Below are 22366 nucleotides of genomic sequence, written 5' to 3'. Positions count from 1 at the left end.
TCGTCGATGACAGAAGACCATGCTGCCTCGACTTTGCCGGACGAGGTTCGCGCACGACTCTATGATCAGGCTCTGAATGCCGCGCGCATCGGTGCTTGGGAATGTGAACTCGGGACGGAGCGCCTGAGCTGGACCCAGGGCGTCTACGACATCTTCGGCTATCCCGCGAGCAATCCGCTGCGGCGCGCGAGCATCGTTGATCTCTACATCGACGAATCAAGATGCCACATGGAGCTCGCGCGTGCCGAGGTGATTCGGAGCGGCTGCCCGGTCACGCTCGATACCGAGATCAGGACCTGGCGCGGTGAAAAGCGCTGGATGCGCCTCTCGATCAACGCGGTGCGAGAGGACGGAAGGCCGGTGCGGATCTTCGGCTCCAAACAGGACGTCACCTCCGACCGCCAAGCGCTGGAGAGCCTGAGGCAGCAGGCCGAAACCGATCCGCTCACCGGGCTCGCCAATCGTTCCGTTTTTCAGGCCCGTTATCGCGAGGTTGTCAACGACAGCCTGAATCATGGTTTTGCGTCGGCGCTCGTTCTTCTCGACCTCGACGGCTTCAAGAAGCTCAACGATACATTCGGCCATCTGGCCGGAGACGCATGCCTCTGCGAGGTCGCGCAGCGTCTGCGGCGGGCCTTCCACAATGCCGGTCTGGTCGGCCGGCTCGGTGGCGACGAATTCGCGATCATCCTGCGCGCTCCGAAAGATCCTGCGCGGATCGCGCGCGTGCTGCAACAGACCGTCATGATGTTGAGCCGTCCGCTGTTCTGGAACGGTGTTCGCCTCCAAGTTGGCGCCTCGATCGGAGCCGCTTTGGTTGGCCGCCCGCACCGCCGGCAGATCGTCGAATTGTTCGCGGAGGCCGATATCGCGCTCTATGACGCGAAGGCCGCCGGCCGCAACCGAGTCCATCTGATCGGGGACGCAAAGCATAGCCTGGCGGCTTAGAGCAGTTTGCGCAGACCGCTGAAGGAGCGTCGTAGTACACGCGGCTCGCTCGTCGGTGTTCCGTCCGACGCGCCGATCGCAGTTTTGTCCTGAATGATACCGAAATGGCGCGCCCGGAACGATTCGAACGTCCGACCCTCAGATTCGTAGTCTGATGCTCTATCCAGCTGAGCTACGGGCGCGTTTTTCGCAAACAGTGCGGGCGACGCCCGCATGCAGCCTCCGGACAGCGCCGGAGGGGTGCGAAAGAGCGCTCTGACTAACCGCTCTTGGCCGGATTGGCAAGGTCCGGGATGGTGAGATTTTGCAGGGAGATGACGGTTTTCTGGCCGGCCGCCGGCGGATCAGGCCCGCGCCCGCTCGTTGCGGATGGAGAGGAGTTCCACGGGGCGGTCGGGGATGACGATCCGGAAGGTGGCGCCGATGGTGCCCTCGACCAGATGGATGTCGCCGCCATGGGCGCGGACGAGTTCGGCGGCGATGGCGAGGCCGAGCCCGCTGCCACCGGGGCGGCCGGAGGTCTGGAACGCCTCGAACAGATGCTCCCGGGTCCTCTGGGGCACGCCCGGGCCGGTATCGGAGACCTCCAGGATCGCGACCGCGCCTTCGCGCTTTCCCGTAATCCGGATCTGCTGCGGGCCGCCGTCGCCGGAGGCATGGCTCTCCAGCGCCTGGGCGGCGTTGCGCACGAGGTTGAGCAGCACGCGGAACAGCTGGTCGGGATCGGCATCGACCGCGAGCCCGCGCTCGATCGCGGCGACCCAGACGATCGAGACGTCATTGGCGAGACCGGCGGTCTCGCGCACCTCCAACACGACCGGCTCGATCAGCATCATGCGGCGGTCGGGCGCGGCCTCCTGGGCGCGGCCGTAGGACAGCGTCGACTGGCAGAAGGCGATGGCGCGCTCGAGCGAGCGCACCAGTTTCGGCGCGAAACGCTGCACCCGCGGATCGGGCACGCTGGCAAGCTGGTCCGACAGCAATTGCGCCGAGGCCAGCAGATTGCGCAAATCGTGGTTGATCTTGGAGACGGCGAGGCCGAGTGCGGCGAGCCGGCTCTTCTGATGCAGCATCGACATCAGGTCGCGTTGCATGTCCGACAATTCGCGCTCGGCGACGCCGATCTCGTCGCTGCGCTGGCTCGGCACGATGATCCGCGCCGAGCTTTCGGGGTTCTCGTGGAAGCCGACCAGACTCGCGGTCAGTCGCCGCATCGGTCGCACGAACAGATAATGAAGCGCGAGATAGACCAGGCCCGCGGTCAAAACGCCGATGATCAGCGCGACCACCACGACGTTGCGGGAGAAGCGGTACATCGACTGCCGCAGCGGCAGATCGTCGGTGACGATCTCGATGAATTGGGCGTTGCCGACGCCGGGGCCGACGATGCGGATCGGCTGGTTGCCGGTCTCCAGCATCATCTGGAACGAGCCGGTGATCGCCTCCCACACCGTCATGTCGCGAAGATCGATGTCGTGCTCGATCGTGGCAGGCAGATTGTCGCTGGCGAGCAGGCGGCGCTGCTGGCCCATCTTGATCGCGACCGCGCGGGCATTGATGCTTTTCAGGATCTGACGCGACAGCGAATCCGGCACCATGCCGAGCGGCGCCGCATCGAGCACCAGCGCCGCCGTATTGGCCGCCGCGACGCGGTCGTTGAGCCGGTTGACCCAGAAGTTGGCGATCGCGGGCACATAGAGCAGGACGGCGGCGATCATCACCAGGGGAACGGTCAGCAGCAACAGCTTGCCGGACAGGCCAAGCCCACCCGGCCCGCGCGACCGCGTCACCGGCTGGTCCGCTGACCGATCCGGATCCGTAACGCGATCCAGATCTTGTGTCGGCTGCTGGAGGTCTGTCGCTACCACGAAATTCGCCCCTGCTGGCCTTCTGACAGAGTTCGGCTGATGGAAGATGCGACCGGCCCCGGGGCCGGTCAAATTACAGATCGCTCATCTGCCAAGGTGGGATGTAAGCGCTGATACGGCTCATCGCCACCTCAAGGGTTAAACCCCAAGGAAACAGTGATATTCACCGGAACTGTGCGGTCCTGCGGCGTTGACGAAAACAAGACGCTCGCTTATAAGCCGGCCAAATTGTCCGCGATGACCCGGTGCGACACCGGGAGCGGCTCTTCTGGGGCCGGAAATGGCCCATTTTGGGCCGCATCTTCCGGACTTTATCATCAATTCTACAGGCAAATTGCCCGGTCAGCGGAGAAAAACCCGTGAAGCGGACTTATCAACCCAGCAAACTGGTGCGCAAGCGCCGTCACGGTTTCCGTGCTCGTCTCGCCACTGCCGGCGGCCGCAAGGTCCTCGCCGCCCGCCGCGCGCGCGGTCGCAAGCGTCTGAGCGCCTGAGCCGGACCCCCTTTCTGGGATTTCATCATGGATCGGCTGAGGCAGCGAGCGGATTTCCTCGCCGTTGCCAATGGCGCGCGGGTGAATAGTCCCGCATTCGTCCTGCAAAGCCGCAGTCGCGACGACAGCGGCCCGATCCGGATCGGCTTCACCGTTACCAAAAAGAACGGCAACGCCCCCCAGCGCAATCGCATCCGGCGCCGGCTTCGCGAATTGGTGAAGCGGCTCGATCCGGTATCGATGCAGCCCCATCATGATTATGTGCTGGTCGGCCGAAGGGACGCGCTCTCGCGCGACTTCACGACCATGCTCGACGATCTGCGCATAGCGTTCACGAGGCCCGCGCGGCATATCCCCAAGGGATCGCCCAAGGGACGCGGCCAAAGGCCCGGCGCCACCGCCGCGACCAGCCGCAAACCGGATTGATGACGAGACCATAGTGATGACCGACAATCGCAATACCATCCTCGCCGTCATTCTGTCCGGCCTGGTGCTGATCGCCTGGCAGTACTTCTACAATGTGCCGGCGATGGAGAAGCAGCGCGCCCACCAGCAGACGCAGGCCGAGCTCCAGAAAACCACGCCGCAGCCGGCGGCCTCCGCGACGCCGGGTGCCACGCCGCAGGCCGGCACGCCTGCGCCCACCACAGCGCCGGACGCCAACCAGCAGGCCCAGCCGATCGTCGCCCGCGACAGCGCGATCGCAGCCTCGCCGCGCGTGAAGATCGATACCCCGCGACTCGCCGGCAGCATCTCGCTGAAGGGCGGCCGCATCGACGATCTCGCGCTGCTGCAATTCCGCGAGACGGTCGATCCGAAATCGCCGCCGATCATTCTTTATTCGCCCTCGGGCACCGCGGAGCCCTATTACGCCGAATTCGGCTGGGTGGCGGCGACGGGCGTGACGTCGAAGATGCCGGACGCGCAGACCGTCTGGCAGCAGGACGGCAGCGGCAGCCTCACACCGACGACGCCGGTCGTGCTGAAATATGACAATGGCGAGGGCCTCACCTTTCGGCGCACCATCTCTGTCGACGACCACTATCTCTTCACGGTCAAGGACGAGGTCAGCAATGTCGGCAGCGCGCCGGTCACGCTCTATCCGTTCGCGCTGATCTCGCGCCACGGCACGCCGAAGGTCTCAGGCTATTACATCCTGCATGAAGGCCTGATCGGCTACCTCGATGGCTTGCAGGAGTACGCCTACAAGAAGATCGACGAAGCCAAGTCGGTGAGCTTCAAGGCCACCAATGGCTGGCTCGGCATGACCGACAAGTACTGGGCCTCGGCGCTGCTGCCCGACACCAGTGCGCAGCTTCAGGCCCGGTTCTCGTCGAACCTCAACGGCAACGTCCACACCTACCAGACCGACTATCTGCTCGATCCCGTCACCGTCGCGATCGGCGGCACCGCGACCGCAAATGCGCGGCTGTTCGCCGGTGCCAAGGAAGCCGGTGTCGTCGGCGTGTTCCCGTTTGCCGGCCTCGGCGGCTACAACAAGGAGCTCGGCCTCAACCATTTCGATCTCTTGATCGACTGGGGCTGGTTCTACTTCATCACCAAGCCGATGTTCCTCGGCCTCGACTTCTTCTACCGCTTCTTCGGCAATTTCGGCATCTCGATCCTGCTCGTGACCGTGATCGTGAAGCTGTTGTTCTTCCCCCTGGCGAACAAGTCCTATGCCTCGATGGCGAAGATGAAGTCGGTCCAGCCGCAGCTTCAGGCGCTCAAGGAGCGCTATCCCGATGACAAGGTGAAGCAGCAGCAGGAGATGATGGAGATCTACAAGAAGGAGAAGATCAATCCGGTCGCCGGCTGTCTTCCCGTGGTGATCCAGATCCCCGTGTTCTTCTCGCTCTACAAGGTACTGTTCGTCACCATCGAGATGCGGCACGCGCCGTTCTTCGGCTGGATCAAGGACCTCTCGTCGCCCGATCCGACCAATCTGTTCACCCTGTTCGGGCTGCTGCATTATGACCCGACGCAGCTTCCCATGTTCGGCCATTATCTCGCGCTCGGCATCTGGCCGATCATCATGGGCATCACGATGTGGTTCCAGATGAAGCTGAACCCGACGCCGCCGGATCCGACGCAACAGCTGATCTTCAACTGGATGCCGCTGATCTTCACCTTCATGCTGGCGGGCTTCCCGGCGGGCCTCGTGATCTACTGGGCCTGGAACAACACGCTCTCGGTGCTTCAGCAGAGCTTCATCATGCGCCGCAACGGCGTGAAGGTGGAGCTGTTCGACAATCTCAAGGCGACGTTCGCGAAGAAGGCGACGTAATCGTCATTGCGAGGAGCGAAGCGACGAAGCAATCCAGAATCCCTCCGCGGTGACAGTCTGGGTTGCTGCGCTTCGCTCGCAATGACGCGGTAAACAACTGAAAGCCTTCGCATGACCGACGACAAAGATGCGAAGCTGATCGAGACCGGGCGAAAGCTGTTCGCCCGCGACTGGCAGTTCATCTGGGCTTCGCCCTCGATTCAAACGCTGCCGCCGATGGCGGGGCTGGAGATCGCCTTTGCCGGCCGCTCCAATGTCGGCAAGTCGAGCCTGATCAACGCGCTCACGGGGCGCAACGCGCTCGCGCGCACCTCGCATACGCCGGGCCGCACCCAAGAGCTGATCTTCTTCGAGGTCCCCGGCAAGTCCGAACTGCGCCTCGTCGACATGCCCGGCTATGGCTATGCCAAGGCGCCGAAGAGCCAGGTCGCGTCCTGGACCGAGCTGATCCACAAATTCCTGCTAGGGCGCGCCTCACTCGCACGGGTCTACGTGCTGATCGACGCGCGGCACGGTCTGAAGGAGGTCGATCTCGAAGTGCTCAAGACGCTCGACCGCTCCGCCGTCAGTTACCAGGTCGTGCTGACCAAAGCCGACCAGGTGAAGGCCTCCGAGCTTCAGACGCGCATCTCCGAGACCGAAGCCGCGCTGGCCAAGCATCCGGCGGCGTTCCCGAACGTGCTCGCGACGTCGTCGCGCGAATCGGCCGGCATGGCTGAGCTACGCGCCGCGATGGCGAAGCTTCTGGAGGAGCGGACCAAGTGATGGCTCGCCTGCTGATCGGGCTTGCCGGCTTGATGGGCGCCGCCGGCGTGGCGCTGGCCGCCGCCTCCGCCCATGGCGCTGATGCCAGCCGGCTTGCCTCCGCAAGTGCCATGCTGCTGTTTCATGCAACTGCCATATTGGCCTGCGTCGCCCTGCTCGCGCGCGGCCTTCTGCACGGCGGAATTGGCCTCGCTGCCGCGATCGGCTTCGTGATCGGCGCCGCGCTGTTCGCGGGCGACCTCACCTTGCGGCAATATGCCGGCCATTCGTTGTTTCCGTTCGCGGCACCGACCGGCGGAACGCTGATGATCGCGAGTTGGCTGGCAGTGACGCTGGCGGCAATGGTGCCTGCGCGCTGACCTGTAGCCCGGATGGAGCGCAGCGCAATCCGGGGCCGGCATTCGCGGTTGGATTCCCGGATTACGCTGCGCTCCATCCAGGCTACACGGCACCAACACTTTGCGCCTCGCCCGCCAATCAGATAGAACGCAGGCCGCGTTAGTCCCGCCAGCGAGATCCGCCTCATGACCGAAATCTCCCCGCTCGACCAGGCCCGCATCCTGTCCGAAGCGCTGCCGCACATGCAGCAGTACGACGAAGAAACCATCGTCATCAAATATGGCGGTCATGCCATGGGCGACGAGGAGACCGCGAAGAATTTTGCCCGCGACATCGTGCTGCTGGAGCAGACTGCGATCAACCCGGTGGTGGTGCATGGCGGCGGGCCGCAGATCGCGACCATGCTCAAGCGCCTCGGCATCGTCTCGGAATTCGCAGCCGGGCTCCGCATCACCGATGCCGCGACCATCGAGATCGTCGAGATGGTGCTCGCCGGCTCCGTCAACAAGCAGATCGTCGGCTACATCAACGAAGCCGGCGGCAAGGCCGTGGGCCTGTCAGGCAAGGACGGCAACATGGTGAAGGCGTCGAAGACGACGCGCACCATCATCGATCCGGACTCGCATATCGAGAAGGCGGTCGATCTCGGTTTCGTCGGCGAGCCCGAGAAGGTCGACCTTACGCTGCTCAACCAGCTGATCGGCTACGAGCTGATCCCGGTGCTGGCGCCGCTCGCGACCTCCAAGGACGGCCAGACTCTCAACGTCAACGCCGACACCTTTGCCGGTGCGGTCGCCGGGGCGCTGAAGGCCAAGCGCCTCTTGCTGCTCACCGACGTGCCGGGTGTGCTCGACAAGTCGAAGAAGCTGATCCCGCAGCTTTCCGTCAAGGACGCGCGCAAGCTGATTGCTGACGGCACTATTTCCGGCGGCATGATCCCGAAGGTCGAGACCTGCATCTACGCGCTCGAGCAGGGCGTGGAGGGTGTGGTCATCATCGACGGCAAGATGCAGCACGCGGTGCTGCTCGAGCTCTTCACCAATACGGGCACGGGAACGCTGATCCACAAGTGATGGGCTGGGGTCTCAGAAGCAAGAACGTCATGCCCGGGCTTGTCCCGGGCATCCACGGCCTTTCTTCTCCCGGTCGGAACGTGGATGGCCGGGACTTGTCGGCCAAGACGCGCTCCGCGCTTTTGCCCGGCCATGACGATCCGAGAGAGCGGCGTCTACGCCGCCGCTCGACTCTCACCCGCTTCCTGATGACGCTGCCTGCCGCGGCCGTGTCCTTCGTCTTCTCCTCCGCGCCGGCCTTGGCCGATCTCAAGATCTGCAACCGCATGTCCTATGTCGTCGAGGCCGCGATCGGCATCGACGACAAGGCGGCGACCGCGACACGCGGCTGGTTCAGGATCGATCCCGCCACCTGCCGCGTGGTGGTGCAGGGCACGCTCAGCGCCGACCGCATCCTGCTCAATGCGCGCGCTCTCGGCGTCTATGGCGCTTCGCCGATCCCGCAGAACGGCCGCGACATGCTGTGCGTGGCGCAGGACAATTTCGTCATCGCGGCCGCACGGCAGTGCCGCAGCGGCCAGACCCAGGCCGCCTTCACCCAGATCACGCCGACGCAGGGCGACGACGGCAATCTCGTCGCCTATCTCGCCGAGGATTCCGAATATGACGACGAGCAGGCGCGGCTCGCCGGCATCCAGCGGTTGCTGGTGATCGCAGGCTACGACATCGGCGCAATCGACGGTGTCGACGGACCGAAGACGCAGGCCGCACTCGCTGCGTTCCTGAAGAGCCGCGGGCTGCCTGCCGACGTGGTCTCGTCGCCAAATTTGTTCAAGACCATGGTCGATGCAGCGCAGACGCCGTCCACGAGTGGCCTGACCTGGTGCAACGACACGCCGCACAAGGTGATGGCGGCGGTCGCGACGGACGACGGCAGGTCGGTGACGAGCCGCGGCTGGTATCGCATCGATCCCAGGACGTGCCTGCATCCCGACGTCGCCGGCACGCCGAAGCAGATCTTCAGCTTCGCGGAAGCCGTCGATGGCGACAACCGCGCCATCAAGCTCAAGGACAAGCCGCTGAACTGGGGCGGCGACAAGCAGCTCTGCACCCGCGAGACCAAGTTCGAGACCAACGAGCAGAATGATTGCGGAGCACGCGGATTTGCGGCCACCGGTTTTGGCGCGGTGGACATGAGTAGCGGCGGCAAGACGCTGCGTTTTGCTGTTCCGTGATTGAGAGAGATGTGATGAACCCACCCCGCGCCTTCACCGATGTCGACACCTGGGTGTTCGACCTCGACAACACGCTGTACCCGCATCACGTCAACCTGTGGCAGCAAGTCGATGCGCGGATCGGGGAGTTCGTGTGCAACTGGTTGCACGTGGGCCCGGAAGAAGCGCGCAAGGTCCAGAAGGACTATTACCAGCGTTTCGGCACCACTATGCGCGGCATGATGACCCTGCATGGCGTGCGCGCCGACGACTATCTCGCTTACGTGCACAAGATCGACCACTCGCCGCTGGAGCCGAACCCGGCGCTCGGCGAGGCCATCGCAAAGCTGCCGGGGCGCAAGCTGATCCTGACCAACGGCTCGGTCGACCACGTCGATGCGGTGCTGGCGCGGCTCGGCCTCGGCTCGCATTTCGATGGCGTGTTCGACATCATCGCCGCCGAGTTCGAACCCAAGCCGGCGGCGCAGACCTACCAGAAATTCCTGAGGCAACATGCGGTCGACCCGACCAAGGCAGCCATGTTCGAAGACCTCGCCCGCAACCTCACCGTCCCGCATGAGCTTGGCATGACCACGGTACTGGTGGTGCCTGATGGCACCAAGGAAGTGGTGCGCGAGGATTGGGAACTGGAGGGGCGCGATGCCGCCCATGTCGACCATGTCACGGATGATTTGGCGGGGTTTTTGGGCAAGCTCTCTCGGTAGGTCGTAGCCCGGATGGAGCGCAGCGTAATCCGGGGCCTCTCGCTGCGGAGAGACTTTCCCGGATTGCGCTGCGCTCCATCCGGGCTACGGGGGCCATTTCGCTTGTCCGGGACGACGGTCGAGTATGCCTTGACTCCGCCCTCCCAAATCCCGAAAAAGCGCCCCAATCCATCAAAATTCCCGCTCCGAGAGGAAATCCCGATGTCCCTGTCCGCCCTGGAATCCACCATCGACGGCGCCTTCGACGCGCGCGACGGCATTTCGACCTCGACGAAGGGCGAAACGCGTGAGGCCGTGGATCATGCGCTGGAGATTCTGGACAAGGGCGAGGCGCGCGTCGCCGAGCGTGGGGCCGACGGCAAGTGGAAGGTCAATCAGTGGCTGAAGAAGGCCGTGCTGCTCTCGTTCCGTCTCAACGACATGGGCGCCATTCCGGGCGGCCCCGGCAAGGCGACCTGGTGGGACAAGGTGCCCTCGAAGTTCGACGGGTGGGGCGAGAACCGCTTTCGTGACGCCGGCTTTCGCGCGGTGCCCGGCGCCATCGTCCGCCGCTCGGCCTTCATCGCCCGCAACGTCGTGCTGATGCCGTCCTTCGTCAACCTCGGTGCTTACGTCGATGAGAGCACCATGATCGACACCTGGTCGACGGTCGGCTCCTGCGCGCAGATCGGCAAGCGCGTGCACATCTCCGGCGGCGTCGGAATCGGCGGCGTGCTCGAGCCGCTCCAGGCCGAGCCCGTGATCATCGAGGACGATTGCTTCATCGGCGCACGCTCCGAGGTTGCCGAGGGCGTCATCGTACGCAAGGGCGCGGTGCTGTCCATGGGCGTGTTTTTGGGCGCCTCGACCAAGATCGTCGACCGCGAGACCGGCGAGATCTTCATCGGCGAAGTCCCGGAATATTCAGTGGTCGTGCCCGGCGCCCTGCCCGGCAAGCCCATGAAGAACGGCCAGATCGGCCCGAGCACCGCCTGCGCCGTGATCGTCAAGCGCGTCGATGAGCGCACGCGGTCCAAGACCAGCATCAACGAGTTGCTGCGGGATTAAGCCCGGCACTACGAGCCCAAATATGACCGATGCCCTGTCCATTGCCCGCGACCTGATCCGTTGCCCGTCAGTAACTCCGGCCGATGCCGGCGCGCTCGGGGTGCTTGAAAAAGCCCTCAACGCGGCCGGCTTTACCTGTCACCGCGTGACCTTCAGCGAGCCCGGCATCGCCGACGTCGACAATCTCTATGCGCGGATCGGCACTGAAGGGCCGCACGTCACCTTTGCCGGCCACACCGACGTGGTGCCGCCCGGCGACGAGAGCGCCTGGAGCGTCGGTGCGTTCTCGGGCGAAGTGAAGGACGGCTTCCTGCACGGCCGCGGCGCGGTCGACATGAAAGGCGGCATCGCCTGCTCGGTCGCCGCGGTACTGGAGCATCTCGCCGCGAATGACGGCAAGCCGCGCGCGGATGGAATGGGCTCGATCTCGTTCCTGATCACCGGCGACGAGGAAGACGTCTCCATCAATGGCACGGTCAAGCTGTTGAAATGGGCTGCCGGGCGCGGCGAAAGATTCGACCATTGCGTGCTGGGCGAGCCCTCCAATGTCGAGACGCTCGGCGACACCATCAAGGTCGGCCGCCGCGGCTCGCAATCCGGCACGCTGTATGTCGATGGCGTGCAGGGCCATGTCGCTTACCCGCACCGCGCCGCCAATCCGGTGCCGGATATTTCGCGGCTGATCGTTGCGATCTCCGACGAGCCGCTCGACCACGGCAGCGCCCAGTTCCAGGCGTCCAATCTCGAATTCACTTCGGTCGATGTCGGCAACAAGGCCAACAACGTCATCCCCGGCGAGGCGCGCGCAAAATTCAACATCCGCTATAACGACAATCATACGCAGGCGAGCCTGCGCGAGCTGGTCGAGACACGGCTGACCAAGGCCTGCGGCAACCGCATCCGCGCCCGCATCGTCTGGGAGCCGTCGAACTCCAACGTGTTCGTGACCAAGCCCGGCCCGTTCACCGAACTCGCAGTCTCAGCGATCGAAGAAATCACCGGCCGCAAGCCGGAGCTGTCGACCTCAGGCGGCACCTCGGACGCGCGCTTCATCTCGAGCTATTGCCCGGTAATCGAGTTCGGCCTGGTCGGCCAGACCATGCACCAGGTCGACGAGCGCGTGCCGGTTAAGGATCTGGAGAAGCTGACGCAGGTGTATCGCGGGATTTTGACGCGGTATTTTGGGTAAGACTCTACTCTCGCCCAACACTCCACTGTCATCGCCCGGCTTGACCGGGCGATCCAATACTCCGAGGCAGCAGCGATAGCATCGAAAGGCCGCGGCGTACTGGATGCCCCGGTCAAGCCGGGGCATGACACCGATGATGAGACAAGGGCGTCCGGCTCTCGTCTAATAATCCACCTTCACCAGATACAGTCCCTCCGGTGGCGCGACGATGCCGCAGGCGGCGCGGCTGCGGGCTTCCAGCGCTGCGGAGAGATCGTCTGCGGTCCAGCGACCTTCGCCGACCCAGACCAGCGATCCCACCATCGAGCGCACCTGGCTGTGCAGGAACGAGCGCGCCGAGGTGAGGATCGTGATCTCGCGGCCGTCGCTGAGCACGTCGAGCTGGTCGAGCGTCTTCTCCGGCGATTTGGCCTGGCACTCGGTGTCGCGAAAGGTCGTGAAATCGTGCTTGCCGAGCAGGCGCTGTGCGGCAACATGCATCGCATCGGCATCGAGCCGGCGCGGCACTCGCCAGGCATGGCCGATGTCGAGTGCGAGATTGGCGCGGGTATTGATGATGCGATAGCGGTAGTGACGTTTGATCGCGGAGAAGCGCGCCTCGAACGTGTCAGGGACGATCTCCGCCTCCAGCACCGCCACCGGATGCGGGCGCAGATGCGCGTTGAGGCCATCGCGAAAACGGCCCTGCGGAAACTGCTTGTCGATATCGACATGCGCGACCTGGCCACGCGCATGCACGCCGGCATCGGTGCGGCCCGCACCATGCACCCGCACATCCGCGCCGGTCATCGCCTTCACCGCGGCTTCCAGCGCGCCCTGCACCGACGGCAAGGTCTCCTGCACCTGCCAGCCGAAGAACGGCGCGCCGTCATATTCGATGGTGAGCTTGTAGCGGGGCATCTCAATCCGGGTGGTGTCATCGCCCGGCTTGACCGGGCGATCCAGTACGCCGAGACATCTCCGTTAAGCCGAGAAGCCTCGGCGTACTGGATACCCCGCCTTCGCGGGGTATGACAGCGTTAGGTGAATTTGGCGCCTGCCTTCACAGGCACGCCGCGCAAGAAATCGGTGGCCTGCATCCGGGCCTTGCCCTCACGCTGAAGCTCGAGGATTCGGATCGCGCCCTCGCCGCAGGCGATCGTGAGCTGATCGTCGAGCACCTCGCCCGGCCCACCCGAGCCTTTCGCGAGCTCGCAGCGCAGAATCTTCACGCGCGCATTTTCGCTGACGCCGACCAGTTCGGCCCAGGCGCCCGGAAATGGCGACAGACCGTGAACATGGCGCAGCACCTCGCGCGCGGGCTTGCTCCAATCGATTCGCGCTTCGGCCTTGTCGATCTTGGCAGCATAAGTGACGCCGTCCTCGCTTTGCTTCTTCAGCTGAAGCCCACCGCGATGGAGCGCGGCCATCGCGCGCACCATCAGATCGGCGCCGAGGCGGGAGAGGCGATCATGCAGGTCGACCGCGGTCATGGTGTCCGTGATCGCGAGACGCTCGGCCATGGCGACGTCGCCGGTATCGAGGCCGACATCCATCTTCATCACCATCACGCCGCTCTCGGCATCGCCTGCCATGATCGCGCGGTTGATAGGAGCTGCGCCGCGCCAGCGCGGCAGCAGCGAGGCATGCAGATTGTAGCAGCCGAGTTTCGGTGCATCGAGAATCGCCTGCGGCAGGATCATGCCGTAGGCGACGACGACGGCGGCATCGGCGTCAAAGGCACTGAACTCGTCGAGTGCTTCCTGCGTCCTCAGCGTCTTTGGCGTCAACACCGGCACGCCGAGTTTTCGCGCGGCCTCTTCAACCGGCGTCGGCTGCAATTGCAGGCCGCGGCGGCCGCCGGGCTTCGGCGCTCGGGTGTAAACGGCCACGATCTCGTGGCCGTGCGCGACGAGCTCAAGCAGCGTCGGCACGGAGAAATCGGGCGTGCCCATGAAGATCAGGCGGAGGGGCATGACGGAGAACCTTACTCCCCCCGCTTGGCGGCTTTCTCGAACTTCTTGATCACGCGGTCTCGCTTGAGCTTCGACAGATAGTCGACGAACAGCACGCCGTTGAGATGGTCGATCTCGTGCTGGATGCAGGTGGCGTAGAGACCTCCCGCGTCCTCCTCGTGCACCTTGCCGTCCAAATCAGTAAAGCGCACGCGGACTTTCGCAGGCCGCTCGACCTCCTCGTAATATTCGGGGATCGACAGGCAGCCTTCCTCATAGACCGACAGGTCCTCGGAGGACGCGATGATCTCGGGATTGATGAAGACGCGCGGCTCCGGCTTGGTCTCGCCTTCCTGGTCGGGCTTGGCGAGATCCATGGTGATCAGCCGCAGCGGCTGCGCGATCTGGATCGCCGCGAGCCCAATGCCGGGCGCGTCGTACATGGTCTCGAACATGTCGTCGGCAAGCTTGCGGATCTCCGGCGTGACCTTCTCGATCGGCTTGGAGACCAGACGCAGCTGCTTGTCGGGCAGGATGATGATTTCTCTGAGGGCCATGGCCGCGATTTAAGCCGCATGCCGGATGCGGTCAATGCGGCTCGGAACCCCGTTGACGCTCCGGTAACCATAAAACTTCAGGTTTCGGTAACCATAAAAATTAGGGGCCGTTAACCGCCGACGTTCCCTCTTCGTTCGCCAAGACGCGCGAATCGGTTAGAAGAGCAGCCATGAACGAGATCATTTTCATGTTGGGCGACTGGCCGGTGCGCATGATCGATGTGCTGATCGGCTTCGGCGCCCTCGTCCTCATCCTGCTGGTGGTGATTGCCGTCGTGATCGCGCGATCGGGGCGGCGCGGTGCGGAACTCGCGATGGCGAACGCCATCCGCGCCGACGAGCTCGAGGAGCGCCTGAGCCAGGTGCTGCACGCCCAGAGCGAAGCCTCCGGCCGGGCCGACGCCATGACCCAGGCATTGGCCGGCCGCCAGGCCGAGATGGCGCGGGCGGTCAACGAGCGGCTGGATTCGGTGACCCATCGCGTCGGCCAGTCGATGGAGCATTCGACCCGCAACACCATGGAAAGCCTGCGCGCACTGCACGAGCGGCTCGGCATCATCGACAGCGCGCACAAGAACCTCACCGACCTCACCACGCAGGTGACGACCCTGCGCGACGTGCTCGCCAACAAGCAGTCGCGCGGCGCCTTCGGCCAGGCGCGGATGGAGGCGATCGTCCAGGACGGCCTGCCGAAGGGGGCTTACGAATTCCAGTTCACGCTCTCGACCGGCAAGCGTCCGGACTGCGTCGTGTTCCTGCCCGACCAGCGCCCGCTCTGCATCGACGCGAAATTCCCGCTCGAAGCGATGACCGCTCTGCACGACGCCCGCACCGACGAGGAGAAGCGCGTCGCCACGCAGCGGCTGCGCGGCGACGTGATGAAGCATGTCAGCGACATCGCCGAAAAATACCTTGTCACCGGCGAGACCCAGGAGATGGCGCTGATGTTCGTGCCGTCGGAATCGGTCTACGCCGAAATCCATGACGGTTTCGACGACGTGATCCAGAAGGCCTATCGCGCCAAGGTCGTGCTGGTGTCGCCCTCCTTGCTGATGCTCGCGATTCAGGTGATGCAGCAGATCATGAAGGACGCGCGCATGCGCGATGCCGCCGACCAGATCCAGACCGAAGTGATCAAGCTCGGCGACGATCTCGGCCGCCTGCGCGACCGCGTGCTGAAATTGCAAAAGCACTTTGCCGACGCGAACGAGGACGTCCGCCAGATCCTGATCTCCGCCGACAAGATCGAAAAGCGCGCCGGGAGAATCGAGGAGCTCGATTTCAGCAAGACCGACGCACCCACGGACGGCCCGCGGCTGGTGGCGGGGGCGCCGGAGCTGTTTCCAAGGAAGCTCCAGGCGGGGGAGTGACGTTCTCCCCAGTTCCGGTACGCTGCCGCTCCAATTTCGCTGTCGTCGCCCGGCTTGACCGGGCGACCCAGTATCCCAGAGGCGGCAGATGGGTGAACGCCACTATTACGTCTACATTCTCGCCAGCAAGATCGGCGGCACACTCTATGTCGGTGTGACGAACGATCTCATCCGCCGGGTCGCGGAGCACAAGTTGAAGCTCATCGAAAGCTTCACGAAGGAATACGGCGTCGTAAGGCTCGTCTACTTCGAACAATTCGATGATCCCGAGAATGCGATCAAGCGGGAGAAGCGGCTGAAGAAGTGGAAGCGCGATTGGAAGATCGCGCTGATCGAGAGGGACAATCCGAACTGGAACGATCTCTATTCCGGGATCGCGGGTCCTCCATAATTTCGGCCTCTGGAATACTGGGTCGCCCGGTCGAGCCGGGCGACGACACCTCGTTTGTAGCCGGAACGACGCCTCCCATGTGATCCCCAGAATCTGCTAACACCTCCCCATGACCGCACCCGACGCGACCTCCCCTGCCGCGACCTCCACCCCTGCGACCTCCTGGCGCGACAGTCTGGCCGTCTACCTGCAGCCGCGGGTGCTGATCGTGCTGTTCCTCGGCTTCTCGTCCGGGCTGCCGCTGGCGCTGTCGGGCTCGACGCTGCTGGTGTGGATGCGCGAGGCGGGCGTCGATCTCAAGACCATCGGGCTGTTTGCGCTGGTCGGCACGCCTTACACGCTGAAATTTCTGTGGGCGCCGCTGGTGGACGCGCTGCATGTGCCGCTGTTCACGCGCGCCTTCGGGCGGCGGCGCGGCTGGCTGCTGTTCTCGCAATTGCTGCTGATCATCGCGATCCTGCTGCTGGCGATGACCGACCCCGGACGCTCGCCGTTCTATGTCGCGCTGGGCGCACTGCTGGTGGCGGCAACATCCTCCACGCAGGATATCGTAGTCGATGCCTTTCGCGTCGAGAGCCTGCCCGAGAGCGAGCAGGCCGCCGGCATGGCCGCCTATGTCGCCGCCTATCGCGTCGGCATGCTGGTCTCGACCGCGGGCGCGCTGTTCATCGTCTCCGGCTTCGAGGGGACCGGCATTCCGCGCCCGTCGGCCTGGATGTGGGGCTATGTGGTGATGGCGGCGATGGTGCTGATCGGGACGATCACGGCATTGGCCGCGACCGAGCCCGAGCAATCGGTGCAGGCGGAAGCGGTGACGCAAGAGGAGACCGCGTTCACGCGGGTTCTGCACGCAGCGATCGGCGCGTTCTCGGAGTTCCTGTCGCGGAAGGACGCGTTCGCCGCGCTCGCTTTCGTCGTGCTGTTCAAGTTCACCGATGCGTTCTCGGGCACCATGACCGCGCCGTTCGTGATCGATCTCGGCTTCACCCGCAACGACTATGCGGCGATCGTGAAGGGCGTCGGCTTGGCTGCGACCTTGATCGGCGGTTTTGCCGGCGGTTTTGTCGCGCGGCGTTACTCGCTGGCAACATCGCTCTTGATCGGCGGCGTGATGCAGGCGCTGGCCAACCTCACGTTCTCCTGGCTTGCCGTGGTCGGCACCAATCAATGGGCCCTGGCGCTCGCGATCTGCGCGGAGAATTTCACCAGTGCCATCGGCACGGTGATCTTCGTCGCCTATCTCTCGGCGCTGTGCCAGAACCCGCTGCACACGGCGACACAATATGCGCTGCTCACCGCGCTCGCGGCGGTGGGGCGGACCTATCTCTCGTCAGGGGCCGGCTTCGTGGCCGATACCACCGGCTGGCCGCTGTTCTTCGTGATCTGCGTGCTGGTGGCGATCCCGAGCCTGGTGCTGCTGGCCTGGCTGCAGAAGCGCGGGCATTTTGAGGCGCTGGGGCCGGTAAGGGTGTAGGCACACCTCTCTCCTCGTCATTGCGAGCGAAGCGAAGCAATCCAGAATCTTTCCGCAGAAACAGTCTGGATTGCTTCGTCGCAAGGGCTCCTCGCAATGACGACGGAGGGAGTTTGCCTGCCGCCCTACTTCCTCACCAGGCTCCACTTCGTGACCACGGCCTCGCTCATCTGGCCGGGATCGCTGGCACAGGCGATCTCGTCGACCTTGACCGAGATTTCCTTGCCGGCAAACGTCTTCAACTGCGCGGCCTGCGCATCGCCGCTGGGAACGAGCTGGAAGGTCTCAGGCCCGGTCTCGAGATTGCACAACCCGTTCGGCGCCGGCAGGCGGCGCGGCTCGGATGTAATCTGGTACATCGCAATCCGCTTGCCGGCGTTCTTGACGTCGCGAATCTTCATTGCGTTCAGCTCGCCCGAGAGCACCTCGCCGGTGCTGATCGGCTTGCCGGGCTTTGACGGCGGCGCTGCCTCGTCGTCCTGCTGTGCGGCGATGGCCGGTGTTAGCAGCAGCATCGTCGCGACCAAAACCGATCGTGTGGCGAAAAGTTTCGTCATGTCGTTCGTTCCGTCAAGTCTGGATGGCTAGAACAGGGTCCGCTGCCGCATCGCGGCCGATAGCGTGCCCTCATCGAGATAATCAAGCTCGCCACCGACCGGCACACCATGAGCGAGCCGGGTTACTTTTACGTTGGCGTCCTGAAGCAGGTCGGTGATGTAGTGCGCGGTGGTCTGTCCGTCGACTGTCGCATTCAGCGCAAGAATGATCTCGTGCACCTCGGCCGCATGCGCGCGCGCCACCAGCGTGTCGATGGTGAGGTCCTGCGGACCGACGCCGTCGAGCGGCGACAAGGTCGCGCCCAGCACATGGTAGCGCCCTTGAGTCGCATTGGCCCGCTCCAGCGCCCAGAGATCGGCGACGTCGGCGACGACGACGATGATGGCCGGATCGCGCTTCGGATCGATGCAGACAGTGCAGGGATTTTGCGTATCGATGTTGCCGCAGGTCTTGCAGACCTGGACCTTGTCGAGCGCGACCTGCATAGCCGACGACAGCGGCATCATCAGCGCCTCGCGTTTCTTGATCAGATGCAGTGCCGCGCGCCGCGCGGAGCGCGGGCCCAGGCCCGGCAGCCGTGCGAGAAGCTGGACCAGCCGCTCGATTTCGGGACCTGCAACCGCGCCCATATTACTGGCCGAACAGCCCCGGCGGCAGGCCGAGCCCGCCGGTCAGCGACTGCATCTTTTCCTGCATCGCGGTCTCCGCCTTGCGGCGGGCATCACTGAGCGCGGTGACGAGCAGATCTTCCAGCACCTCGCGTTCTTCCGGCTTGATCAGCGAGGGATCGATCTTGACGCCCTTGACGTCCATCTTCGCGGTCATGCGGACGGCGACGAGACCGCCGCCGGAGATGCCTTCGACCTCTACATTGGCGAGCTGCTCCTGCATCTCCTGCATCTTGGATTGCAGCTGCGCCGCCTGCTTCATCATGCCGAGAAAATCAGCCATGGGTGTTCGTCCTTGGAAAGAGCGGCCAAAGCGCGCCTAAACGCGCTTTAGCATTCTATTTGAGCATGATCTTCTCGGAAAACCGCTGCACACTTTTCCGGATCATGCTCTAGAGATCGTCGTCGGCGTCGGAACCGTCGGGCGGATCGTCAGAGCCGTAGTCGGCGTTAATATTGGTTTCAGGCGTCTCGGGGGCAAGCCTGCGGACCTCGACGACTTTCGCACCGGGGAAGCGCGACAGCACCTCCTGCACGCGCGGATCGGCCTCGGCAGTGCGCGCATGTTCCTGCTTGGCTGCCTGGCTCACCGAGCGCAGCGTCGGCTCGCCCTTCTCGTTGGACACGATGATGGTCCAGCGGCGGCCGGTCCATTGCTCGAATTTTCGCGCGAGCTCCGAGATCATGGTCTTGGAGGCGTTCGGCTCGAGCGCGACTTCCAGCCGGCCCTCCTCGAAACGAACGAGGCGCATGTCGCCTTCGAGCGCGCCCTTGGTCATGACATCGCGCTTCTGACTGGCGAGCGCAACGAGCTGAGTGAAGCTCGTGATACGCAGCTGCGGAGCAGCCGCTTGCGGTTCCGGCGCCGGCGCTGCCATTTGCGGCCGGGCACCACCGCCGAACGCTGATGGCGACGAGGTCGGCATGCGAACCGGCGCAGCTGAAACAACCGACGTCGCAGAGGCCATCGGCGCGGACGGCGTATTGCTGCGCGCGGCACCACCGCCGCTCACGACCGGCGAGCCGCCGCCGTTCTGCTCGAGCATCCTGATCGCTTCGTCCGGCGTCGGCAGGTCGGCTACATAGGCGATGCGCACCAGCACCATCTCGGCAGCCGCGGCGGGACGTGTCGCGGCCTGCACCTCGGTGATGCCCTTGAGCAGCATCTGCCACATCCGCGACAGCACGCGCATCGAGATTTTCGAGGCGAAATCCTTCGCGCGCACACGCTCGGTCTCGCCATAGGCGACGTTGTCGGCGGTCGCCGGCACGATCTTCACGCGGGTGACGAAATTGACGAACTCGGCAAGGTCCGAGAGCACGACGATGGGATCGGCGCCGACATCGTACTGGTCGCGAAACTCCTTGAAGGCGGACGCGATGTCGCCGCGCGCCAGCGAATCGAAGAGATCGATGACACGGGTGCGGTCGGCGAGCCCCAGCATCTGCCTGACGGCGTCGGCCTTCACATTGCCTGCCGCATGCGCGATGGCCTGATCGAGCAGCGACAGAGAGTCGCGCACCGAGCCTTCGGCGGCGCGCGCGATGATGCCCAGCGCCTCGGGCTCGATCTCGACGCTTTCCTTCGCCGCAATGTTGGCGAGGTGCTTCATCAGCACATCGGCCTCGACGCGGCGCAGGTCAAAACGCTGACAGCGCGACAACACCGTGACCGGAACCTTGCGGATCTCGGTCGTGGCGAACACGAACTTGGCGTGCTCCGGCGGTTCCTCCAGCGTCTTCAGGAAGGCGTTGAACGCAGCCGTCGACAGCATGTGGACTTCGTCGATGATGTAGACCTTGTAGCGGGCGCTGGCGGGCGCGTAGCGCACGCTGTCATTGATCTGGCGGACGTCGTCGACGCCAGTGTGCGATGCCGCGTCCATCTCCAGCACGTCCATGTGCCGGCTTTCCATGATCGCCTGGCAGTTCACGCCCAAGGTCGGCATGTGGATGGTCGGGCCCTTCACGGAGCCATCTGGCATCTCGTAGTTGAGCGCACGGGCGAGAATACGCGCGGTGGTGGTTTTGCCGACGCCGCGGACGCCGGTGAGGATCCAGGCCTGCGGAATGCGCCCGGTCTCGAACGCGTTGGAGACGGTGCGAACCACGGCCTCCTGGCCGATCAGATCGTCGAAGCTTGAAGGGCGGTATTTGCGCGCCAGAACCCGGTAGGGCGCGTTGCCGGCCGGGTCGGCGCTGTCGGGATTGGGAGGGGCGCCAGCATCGGTCATCGGTCGATCCGCAATGAAATGTCTCTCGGCCGGCTTTGCGGAAAGGAGCGCGCTGGCGGGAAGCCCGCCGACGCAATTCGCTCAAAAAACAGGTAGGAGACTGACGAGCGACCCGATCCGGACCTCGTTAGGGCTGCTTCCTTCCGGACCTGACCCGGTTGGCGAGTGGCTCGTCCACCGCCAATCTCCCGGTCCCTATTTGGGGCCAAAAGGTCGGGAAAGCAAGCGGGTATCACTTTGGCCAGCTTGATCTTGCCCAGCATCCGGGCAACTCCGGGTCTGCCCAGCCGATAGGCTGTGCTTTCGCAGCCCCGGCCACCTTGGTAAGAACGCTCCCGGAACTCCACCTAACCAGAAAAGCGATTGATCCCAATGGTTACACGTCGTGATGTTGCATCGATTGTCGGACTTGGCGCCGGACTTGGCGCCATCGGCGCAGTGGCCGCGGGCGCGTTGGCCTCTCCGGCGGTGGCCCAGGCGGCCGATCCCAACGAATCGACCTTTGCCCGCATCCGCCGCACCAAGAAGATGCGGATTGGCGCGGTCGGCGGCGGCGCGCCTTACTACATGAAGGATCTCGCCAGCGGCCAATGGAAGGGTTTTTACGTCGACATCGCCAAGGCGCTTGCCGACGACATGGAGGCCGAGCTCGAGATCACCGAAACCACCTGGGGCAATTCGGTGCTCGATCTCCAATCCAACAAGATCGACATCTTCTTCGGCCTCAACCCGACGCCGAAGCGCGCACTGGTGGTCGACTTCTCGGTGCCGGTCTTCAACAACGCCTTCGGCATCCTCTGCAAGAAGGATTTCAAGCCGAAGAGCTGGGCCGAGCTGAACTCGCCTGACGTCAAGATCGCCGTCGATCAGGGCTCGTCGCACGACCAGGTCGTCAGCCGCCTGACGCCGAAGGCGCAGATCTCGCGGCTGAAGAGCGCCGACGACGCCACCGCCGCACTGCAGACCGGCCGCGTCGACGCGCAGTGCCTGATCACGATGCTGTCGCTGACCGTGCTGAAGAAGAACCCCTCGCTCGGCCAGTTCGTGCTGCCGACGCCGATCTTCGCCACCACGTCGAATGCCGGCTTCCGCCGCGAGAACGACAAGACGTTCCGCGACTACGTCAACACCTGGATCGACTTCAACAAGGGCCTCGGCTTCATCCGCAACGCGATCATCACCAACATGGAGCTGGTGGGCGTGACCGAAGCGGACATTCCGCCGGGCGTTTCGTTGTAAGGTATCGCAAACTTGGGGCAGTCTCGATCCACGGGCTCCGCTTCTCTCCCTC

At 64.2% G+C, this 22366-nt stretch carries 23 protein-coding genes, 1 tRNA gene and 1 other RNA gene; 15 read left to right on the top strand and 10 right to left on the bottom strand.

The genetic code is table 11. The features are described 5' to 3' along the window. Positions 1-6: 6 nt before the first annotated feature. Complete coding sequence (locus tag ABIA96_RS24180) at positions 7-948, top strand: diguanylate cyclase domain-containing protein (protein WP_354139542.1); 942 nt, start codon at positions 7-9, stop codon at positions 946-948. A gap of 105 nt (positions 949-1053) precedes the next feature. Here ABIA96_RS24180 and ABIA96_RS24175 read toward each other — a convergent pair. Together ABIA96_RS24175 and ABIA96_RS24170 are read right to left on the bottom strand one after the other, a co-directional pair. After that, positions 1054-1130, bottom strand: a tRNA-Arg gene (locus tag ABIA96_RS24175). Positions 1131-1292: 162 nt separating this feature from the next. Next, a complete protein-coding gene (locus ABIA96_RS24170; protein WP_354139541.1) occupies positions 1293-2816 on the bottom strand; it encodes a sensor histidine kinase in 1524 nt (507 codons plus the stop codon). Positions 2817-3175: 359 nt separating this feature from the next. Here ABIA96_RS24170 and rpmH point away from each other — a divergent pair, with 359 nt between their 5' ends. From rpmH to dapE, 10 genes are all read left to right on the top strand, one after another. Continuing rightward, positions 3176-3310 (top strand): 50S ribosomal protein L34, encoded by a 135-nt coding sequence (rpmH, locus tag ABIA96_RS24165; protein WP_008542748.1) that lies wholly within the window; start codon positions 3176-3178, stop codon positions 3308-3310. 27 nt (positions 3311-3337) lie between these two features. Beyond that, the gene (rnpA, locus tag ABIA96_RS24160) at positions 3338-3736 is read left to right on the top strand and encodes a ribonuclease P protein component (RefSeq protein ID WP_354139540.1); all 399 of its coding nucleotides are present in this window, start codon (positions 3338-3340) and stop codon (positions 3734-3736) included. Between the two features lie 16 nt (positions 3737-3752). Further along, a complete protein-coding gene (gene yidC / locus ABIA96_RS24155) occupies positions 3753-5597 on the top strand; it encodes a membrane protein insertase YidC (RefSeq protein ID WP_354139539.1) in 1845 nt (614 codons plus the stop codon). A 111-nt stretch (positions 5598-5708) separates the two neighbouring features. After that, positions 5709-6362 carry a ribosome biogenesis GTP-binding protein YihA/YsxC gene (gene yihA / locus ABIA96_RS24150; RefSeq protein WP_354139538.1) on the top strand — a complete coding sequence of 218 codons (654 nt, stop codon included), beginning with the start codon at positions 5709-5711 and terminating at the stop codon, positions 6360-6362. Next, positions 6362-6721, top strand: coding sequence for a DUF423 domain-containing protein (locus ABIA96_RS24145; protein ID WP_354139576.1), 360 nt, complete (start codon positions 6362-6364; stop codon positions 6719-6721). Before yihA ends, ABIA96_RS24145 begins: the two co-directional genes overlap by 1 nt. 165 nt (positions 6722-6886) lie before the next feature. Continuing rightward, positions 6887-7774, top strand: coding sequence for an acetylglutamate kinase (gene argB, locus ABIA96_RS24140; protein WP_354139537.1), 888 nt, complete (start codon positions 6887-6889; stop codon positions 7772-7774). A 188-nt stretch (positions 7775-7962) separates the two neighbouring features. After that, positions 7963-8949, top strand: a complete 987-nt coding sequence (locus ABIA96_RS24135; RefSeq protein WP_354139575.1) for a DUF1036 domain-containing protein — start codon at positions 7963-7965, stop codon at positions 8947-8949. A 14-nt stretch (positions 8950-8963) separates the two neighbouring features. After that, a complete protein-coding gene (locus ABIA96_RS24130) occupies positions 8964-9653 on the top strand; it encodes a pyrimidine 5'-nucleotidase (protein ID WP_354139536.1) in 690 nt (229 codons plus the stop codon). Between the two features lie 201 nt (positions 9654-9854). Next, positions 9855-10700, top strand: a complete 846-nt coding sequence (gene dapD / locus ABIA96_RS24125; RefSeq protein WP_354139535.1) for a 2,3,4,5-tetrahydropyridine-2,6-dicarboxylate N-succinyltransferase — start codon at positions 9855-9857, stop codon at positions 10698-10700. A gap of 22 nt (positions 10701-10722) precedes the next feature. After that, complete coding sequence (dapE, locus tag ABIA96_RS24120) at positions 10723-11889, top strand: succinyl-diaminopimelate desuccinylase (RefSeq protein WP_354139534.1); 1167 nt, start codon at positions 10723-10725, stop codon at positions 11887-11889. A gap of 162 nt (positions 11890-12051) precedes the next feature. Here dapE and truA read toward each other — a convergent pair whose 3' ends face one another. From truA to def, 3 genes are all read right to left on the bottom strand, one after another. Beyond that, positions 12052-12789 carry a tRNA pseudouridine(38-40) synthase TruA gene (truA, locus tag ABIA96_RS24115; protein WP_354139533.1) on the bottom strand — a complete coding sequence of 246 codons (738 nt, stop codon included), beginning with the start codon at positions 12787-12789 and terminating at the stop codon, positions 12052-12054. Between the two features lie 119 nt (positions 12790-12908). Continuing rightward, entirely contained in the window at positions 12909-13844 is a 936-nt protein-coding gene (gene fmt, locus ABIA96_RS24110; RefSeq protein WP_354139532.1) for a methionyl-tRNA formyltransferase, read from the bottom strand. Between the two features lie 11 nt (positions 13845-13855). After that, complete coding sequence (def, locus tag ABIA96_RS24105) at positions 13856-14380, bottom strand: peptide deformylase (protein ID WP_354139531.1); 525 nt, start codon at positions 14378-14380, stop codon at positions 13856-13858. A gap of 170 nt (positions 14381-14550) precedes the next feature. Here def and ABIA96_RS24100 point away from each other — a divergent pair, with 170 nt between their 5' ends. The 3 genes from ABIA96_RS24100 to ABIA96_RS24090 all read left to right on the top strand — a co-directional run bounded on the left by ABIA96_RS24100 (position 14551) and on the right by ABIA96_RS24090 (position 17615). After that, a complete protein-coding gene (locus ABIA96_RS24100; RefSeq protein WP_354139530.1) occupies positions 14551-15750 on the top strand; it encodes a DNA recombination protein RmuC in 1200 nt (399 codons plus the stop codon). Positions 15751-15838: 88 nt separating this feature from the next. Then, positions 15839-16141, top strand: coding sequence for a GIY-YIG nuclease family protein (locus tag ABIA96_RS24095; protein ID WP_354139529.1), 303 nt, complete (start codon positions 15839-15841; stop codon positions 16139-16141). A gap of 109 nt (positions 16142-16250) precedes the next feature. Then, a complete protein-coding gene (locus ABIA96_RS24090) occupies positions 16251-17615 on the top strand; it encodes an AmpG family muropeptide MFS transporter (RefSeq protein WP_354139528.1) in 1365 nt (454 codons plus the stop codon). 125 nt (positions 17616-17740) lie between these two features. On the opposite strand, the gene ABIA96_RS24085 is transcribed toward ABIA96_RS24090, so the two are convergent. From ABIA96_RS24085 to ffs, 5 genes are all read right to left on the bottom strand, one after another. Next, complete coding sequence (locus ABIA96_RS24085) at positions 17741-18172, bottom strand: hypothetical protein (RefSeq protein WP_354139527.1); 432 nt, start codon at positions 18170-18172, stop codon at positions 17741-17743. Between the two features lie 27 nt (positions 18173-18199). Continuing rightward, positions 18200-18802 (bottom strand): recombination mediator RecR, encoded by a 603-nt coding sequence (gene recR / locus ABIA96_RS24080; RefSeq protein WP_354139526.1) that lies wholly within the window; start codon positions 18800-18802, stop codon positions 18200-18202. A 1-nt stretch (position 18803) separates the two neighbouring features. After that, entirely contained in the window at positions 18804-19124 is a 321-nt protein-coding gene (locus ABIA96_RS24075) for a YbaB/EbfC family nucleoid-associated protein (protein ID WP_354139525.1), read from the bottom strand. A 109-nt stretch (positions 19125-19233) separates the two neighbouring features. Beyond that, entirely contained in the window at positions 19234-21075 is a 1842-nt protein-coding gene (locus tag ABIA96_RS24070; protein ID WP_354139524.1) for a DNA polymerase III subunit gamma/tau, read from the bottom strand. Between the two features lie 92 nt (positions 21076-21167). Continuing rightward, an RNA gene (gene ffs, locus ABIA96_RS24065) (signal recognition particle sRNA small type) lies at positions 21168-21264 on the bottom strand. 183 nt (positions 21265-21447) lie between these two features. Here ffs and ABIA96_RS24060 point away from each other — a divergent pair. Next, the gene (locus tag ABIA96_RS24060) at positions 21448-22314 is read left to right on the top strand and encodes a transporter substrate-binding domain-containing protein (RefSeq protein ID WP_354139523.1); all 867 of its coding nucleotides are present in this window, start codon (positions 21448-21450) and stop codon (positions 22312-22314) included. Positions 22315-22366 lie beyond the last annotated feature (52 nt).

It is taken from the genome of Bradyrhizobium sp. LB11.1, assembly GCF_040549385.1.
GTDB lineage: Bacteria > Pseudomonadota > Alphaproteobacteria > Rhizobiales > Xanthobacteraceae > Bradyrhizobium.
Note: the sequence above shows the minus strand (reverse complement) of the source record. Positions and strands in the feature narration are given on the sequence as shown.